This is a genomic window from Streptomyces sp. NRRL B-24572, from assembly GCF_002156145.1.
GTDB lineage: Bacteria > Actinomycetota > Actinomycetes > Streptomycetales > Streptomycetaceae > Streptomyces > Streptomyces vietnamensis.
This window is the reverse complement of sequence record NZ_MWIG01000321.1, coordinates 1-5,316: the sequence shown is the minus strand read 5'-3', so window position 1 is coordinate 5,316 and position 5,316 is coordinate 1. Positions and strand designations below refer to the sequence as shown.

Here is a 5,316-nt window from a genome sequence, read left to right as displayed (position 1 = left end):
GGGCCCTTCGGGGGGTGTCCAGGCGGGACACCCCCCGAAGGGCCCGGTGTCAGACCGTCTGACGCAGGAGGAACACCTGCGCCACCGGCCCGTGAGGGGGTTGGGGAACTACGTGCCTTTGCCCGTGGAACGCGCCTGAGCGAGCACCTCGCAGGTGGGCGTGTAGTCCGCGTCGTCCTCGGTGAACTTGTACTCCGGTTCACCCTGGCCCGCGTGAGACCGCCCCACGTAAAAGCGGCCGAGGAGGTCGTCGTCGTCCGGGGGGCGGCTTGTCCCCGGACGCGCTCGGCGGGACCGGGCTGCCGCATGAGAGGCTCCGTCCCGCTCCGTCGCCCCTGGCGGAGCAGGGGAGGGGACAGAGGATGTCGGTGGAACCCACGGATTACGTCGCCCGGCTGCGCACGCAGGCGAACGATCCGGGACGTGAGGAGGCGCTGCGGCGCGACAGGAGGGTACGGCGCCTCAAGATCGCGCTTGCGGTCGGTGCCGGTGTGCTGCTCCTCGGCGGGTTCGGGTACTGGCTGACCGATGTGACGGGGGAGCGGCCGCCGTACGAGCCGTACAGCGCGCAGACGCTCCACGAGGAGATCTGGCCCCTGGAATGGCCGTACACGCAGGACATGCCGTTCCGGAACTCGCCCGCCGCCGGATGGACGCCGGGGGCCGGCGGGATCTACGTCCCCGTGCCCGTGGCGTCCGGCGGGCTCTCCGAGAAGGACATCACCGCCGTCCTCGAGAACGTGAAGACCCTGCTCGTCGAGACCAACGTCTCGGAGGACACCCTCGCCGGTGCCGAGCCGGCCGCGGCGCCGGCCCTGCTCGATCCGAGCGGAGTCGACGCTGCCGTACGGAAGGACATGGTCACCCGCTTCGACCCCGAGGAGGTGTACCTGGACGAGAACGGCGTCCGGGCGAAGGGCGCGATGACCTACGAGGTCTCGGCGGCGGGGGAGCTGTCCGTGCACGTCGACTACTCCTTCGTCTACGCGCTGGTGCGGGCCGAGGAGGGCCACGAGGTGATTCCGGGCGTCCCCGAGGTGGCGCGGGTCGCCGTGCGGCGCCAGATGACGTTCACGTCGAAGGGCGGGAAGCTCGTCCTCGGCGCCTACGCGAGCGAGGTCGCCAACCACGACTGCTCGGCGCCGAAGGACGGCTACCTCCATCCGCTCTCCGCCGAGGGCCGGTGGAAGGCGGGCCGGGCGGCCAAGGGGGTCCGCGTCACCCTGGCCGACCTGTACGACGAGAAGCGGGTCCTCCCGAGCGGCCCCGGCCACTGCGTCACGCCGACCGGGACCTGACCGACCGTGACCCGCGCCTCACCGTACGGAACGCCGGTCCCGCGACGCACTCTGTGAGGATCGCCACGAAACGGGCAAACGATCACGTTTGGCTGTAACAGTGGGGCGCGAGTACAGATCCAGTCAGGAGTACGTCCTTGGCCGCAATCGCACGGTGGTGCGTCCGTCACCGTCTCGTCGTCGTTCTCCTCTGGCTCCTCGCGCTCGGCGGCACCGCCGCCGGCGCGACCCTCGCCGGCAGTGCGTACTCCAACGACTACGAGGTCCCCGGCACCGAGTCCGGCCGGGCCACCGCCCTCCTCGACCGCGGCTTCCACGGCCTCGGCGGCGACAGCGACACCATCGTCTGGCACAGCGACCGGGGCAGCGTCCGCGCCGACGCCGTCGAGGAGCGCATGACGGCGATGCTCGACAAGGTCGCCGACCTCCCCGGAATCGCGGCCGTGACCTCCCCGTACGACGACACACGGGGCCAGATCAGCGAGGACGGGCACACCGCCTACGCCACCGTCACCTTCGACGCGCAGTCCGACGACATCCCCGAAGCCCAGGCCAAGGCCCTCGTCGACACCGCCAAGGCGGCACAGACGGACGGCCTCCAGGTCGAGCTCGGCGGCAGCGCCGTCGCCCTCACCGAGGCCCCCGGCGGACACATCGCCGAGATCGTCGGCGTCGCCGTCGCGGCCGTCGTCCTCTTCCTCGCGTTCGGCTCGCTCGCCGCCTCCGTGCTCCCGATAGCGACCGCGCTCGTCAGCGTCGGCATCGCGTACTCCGGGATCGTGCTCCTCGGCCATCTGATGACCGTCGCCGACTTCGCCCCCATGCTCGGCATGCTCGTCGGCCTCGGCGTCGGCATCGACTACGCCCTGTTCATCGTCACCCGGCACCGCAGGGGCCTCAAACGCGGCCTCTCCGTCACCGAGGCCGCCGAGACCGCCGTCGCCACCACCGGCCGCGCCGTCGTCTTCGCCGGCGCCACCGTCTGCATCGCCCTCCTCGGCATGCTGATCCTGCGGCTCAGCTTCCTCAACGGCGTCGCCATTGCCGCCTCGCTCACCGTGCTCCTCACGGTCGCCGCCTCCGTCACCCTGCTGCCCGCGCTGCTCTCGTTCATCGGCATGCGGGCGCTGTCCCGGCGCGAACGCCGGACGCTCGCCGAGCGCGGCCCGCAGCCCGAGCTGCCCACCGGCCTCGCCGCCCGCTGGTCCGCCTTCGTCGAACGGCACCCCAAGCTCCTCGGCGGCATCGCCGTCCTCGTCATGGCCGTCCTGGCGCTGCCGACCCTCTCGCTCCACCTCGGCACCTCCGACCAGGGCAACAGCCCGGCCACCGCGACCACCCGCAAGGCGTACGACCTGCTCGCCGAGGGCTTCGGGCCCGGCGTCAACGGCCCGCTCACCCTCGTCGCCGGCCTCGACGGCGCCGACGACCGGGTCGCCCTCGACCAGCTGCCGGCCGCGCTCACCGCCACCAAGGGGGTGGCGTCCGTCTCCCCGGTCACGTACAACAGCGCGGGCGACACCGCCGTCCTCGTCGTCGTGCCCGACTCCTCGCCGCAGTCCAAGGCGACCAGTGACCTCGTGGACCGGTTGCGCGACGAGGTGATCCCGAGGGCCGAGACGGGCACCTCCCTCGACGTGCACGTGGGCGGCGTCACCGCCTCGTACGACGACTTCGCCGGGATCATCGTCGGCAAGCTGCCGCTCTTCGTCGGCGTCGTCATCGCGCTCGGCTGTCTGCTGCTCCTGCTCGCCTTCCGGTCGATCGGCATCCCGCTCAAGGCCGCCGCCATGAACGTCGCGGCCGTCGCCGGTGCCTTCGGCATCGTCGTCGCGATCTTCCAGTGGGGCTGGGGGACCGAACTCCTCGGCCTCGGCAGCGCCGGACCGATCGAGCCCTTCCTCCCCGTGATCATGGTCTCGGTCCTCTTCGGACTCTCCATGGACTACCAGGTCTTCCTGGTCAGCCGGATGTACGAGGAGTGGCTGGAGACCGGCGACAACCGGCGGGCGGTCCGGGTCGGCCTCGCCGAGACCAGCCGCGTGATCAACTCCGCCGCCGTCATCATGATCTCCGTCTTCCTGGCCTTCGTCCTCAGCGGGGACCGGGTCATCGCGATGTTCGGCATCGGGCTCGCGGCGGCCGTCGCCCTCGACGCCTTCGTCCTGCGCACCCTCCTCGTGCCCGCGCTCATGCACATGCTCGGCGGTGCGAACTGGTGGCTGCCGAAGTGGCTCGACCGCCTGCTGCCCCGGATCAGCATCGAACCGCCCGAGAGCCGGGAGGCCGCGGACGCCCGTGCGAAGATCCCCGTACAGCGTGTGACGGTTCCGATGACGGAGGAGAACGACGATGTTCGCGATATCGCTGGGTGACGACGGCGCCGAACTCAGGCCCCTGGAGCCCTGGCGGGCCGAGGAGTTCCTCACCCACATGGACCGGGGCCGGGAGTTCGTCGGTCAGCACATCGGCCTCCCCGACATCGTCACGGACCTCGACTCCGCCCGCGCCTACCTCGTCTCGTACGCCGAGAAGGCCGCGAGCGACACCGGCCGCCTCTACGGCATCTGGTCCGGGGGCACCCTCGTCGGCGGCGTCCTCTTCCGCACCTTCGACGCCGCGGGCGGGACCGCCGAGGCGGGCTGCTGGCTGGAGCCCTCCGCCGCCGGGAAGGGCCTGATCACCCGGGCCTGCCGGGTCATCATCGACTGGGCGATCGAGGAGCGCGGCATCCACCGCGTCGAGTGGTACGCCTCCACGAAGAACGAGCCGAGCATCGCCGTCGCCCGCCGCCTCGGCATGACGAAGGAGGGCGTCGTGCGCGAGAACTACCTGTACCGCGGCAACCGCGCCGACACCGAGATCTGGTCCGTCCTCGCTCCCGAGTGGCGCGCGGCGAAGGCGTCTTAAGCCCCCTCTCATGTGGGCGCCCTAGCGTGCGCCGCATGGACACCAAGACGACCGAGAAGACCGCCACCTCGAAGACCGACGAGGTGGACGAGGCGGCGGAGGGCACGAGCACCGGGGCCGCCCCGGCCACCGAGACCGTCGCGGACGCCGGGAGCACGGCCGCCGTGGCCGCCGAGGACGACGCCACCGATCTGCTCGACGAGCAGGACGAGCAGGACGAGCAGGACGACGTCGCGCCGGACGAGCTCGAAGCGGCCTCCTCCCCGGAGGGGACCGGCACCGGCGCCGGTGCCGCCGCCATCGTCTCCGCCGCCCTCTCGGCCGTCGCCCTCACCGGCACCTGGACCGGCAAGGTCGTCGCCGAGCGCGAGACGCTCATCGGGCAGATCAAGACCTCCGCCGGCGGCAGCCCGGCCCAGCAGATCAACGAGATCTACGGCGACGCCTGGCACAGCACCGCCCTGGTGAACGGCGTCTTCGCCCTCCTCGCCCTGGTCGTCGCCGTCCTCGTGCTCACCCTGCCCCGGCGCCCCGCCTGGGTCCGCGCGGTCGCCGTCGCCGGCGCCGTCCTGGGCGGCCTCGGGCTGCTCCTGTCGGTCGGTACCTACTTCGACCTGTTCCTGAGCCTCCCGACCACCGGCTCCTGAGACCCGTAGGGCAGCGCCTAAGGCATCCCCAGGACCCGCCTAAGGACCCCCGTACCCCGAACATGCGGCACTCGCCCGATGTGACGGCACCCCCTGGGAAACGAAAGTAGAGGCATCGCAAGAGAGCGATACCGAAACCGAGAAACCCAGGGGAGCACAAGATGTTCGAGTACGAACTCCAGCGCATGAACCACGCCGAGCTCATCGCCGAGGCCGCCGCCCAGCGCCTCGCCCACGAGGCCGCGGCGACCCACAAGGGCCTGCGCCTCTTCGGCATCCGGATCGGGGGCCACCACACGGAGGCGCAGCCGGTCGACTTCGCCAAGGCCGCGTGACCCCCTTATGAGCGACGGCATGGAAGTATGTGCGATGCTCGGCGCCGTGGAGACCAGGTCAGTCAGCCCCGTCTTCGTCGGCCGCGCCGGCGAACTCACCGCCCTCACCGAGGCGCTCTCCCGCGC

5 protein-coding genes are annotated in these 5,316 nt (G+C 71.5%); all 5 read left to right on the top strand.

The window, feature by feature from the left end:
• Positions 1 to 368 precede the first annotated feature (368 nt).
• The 5 genes from CCN56_RS20130 to CCN56_RS43290 all read left to right on the top strand — a co-directional run bounded on the left by CCN56_RS20130 (position 369) and on the right by CCN56_RS43290 (position 5,190).
• Complete coding sequence (locus CCN56_RS20130) at positions 369 to 1,298, top strand: hypothetical protein (RefSeq protein WP_143664574.1); 930 nt, start codon at positions 369 to 371, stop codon at positions 1,296 to 1,298.
• Between the two features lie 137 nt (positions 1,299 to 1,435).
• Entirely contained in the window at positions 1,436 to 3,673 is a 2,238-nt protein-coding gene (locus tag CCN56_RS20125) for an MMPL family transporter (protein WP_086828724.1), read from the top strand.
• Positions 3,651 to 4,208 carry a GNAT family N-acetyltransferase gene (locus CCN56_RS20120; protein ID WP_086828722.1) on the top strand — a complete coding sequence of 186 codons (558 nt, stop codon included), beginning with the start codon at positions 3,651 to 3,653 and terminating at the stop codon, positions 4,206 to 4,208. Before CCN56_RS20125 ends, CCN56_RS20120 begins: the two co-directional genes overlap by 23 nt.
• Before the next feature lie 35 nt (positions 4,209 to 4,243).
• Positions 4,244 to 4,855: a hypothetical protein gene (locus CCN56_RS20115; RefSeq protein WP_256962057.1), complete on the top strand. Its 612-nt coding sequence runs from the start codon at positions 4,244 to 4,246 to the stop codon at positions 4,853 to 4,855.
• Positions 4,856 to 5,016: 161 nt separating this feature from the next.
• Positions 5,017 to 5,190: a hypothetical protein gene (locus CCN56_RS43290; protein ID WP_179199912.1), complete on the top strand. Its 174-nt coding sequence runs from the start codon at positions 5,017 to 5,019 to the stop codon at positions 5,188 to 5,190.
• Positions 5,191 to 5,316 lie beyond the last annotated feature (126 nt).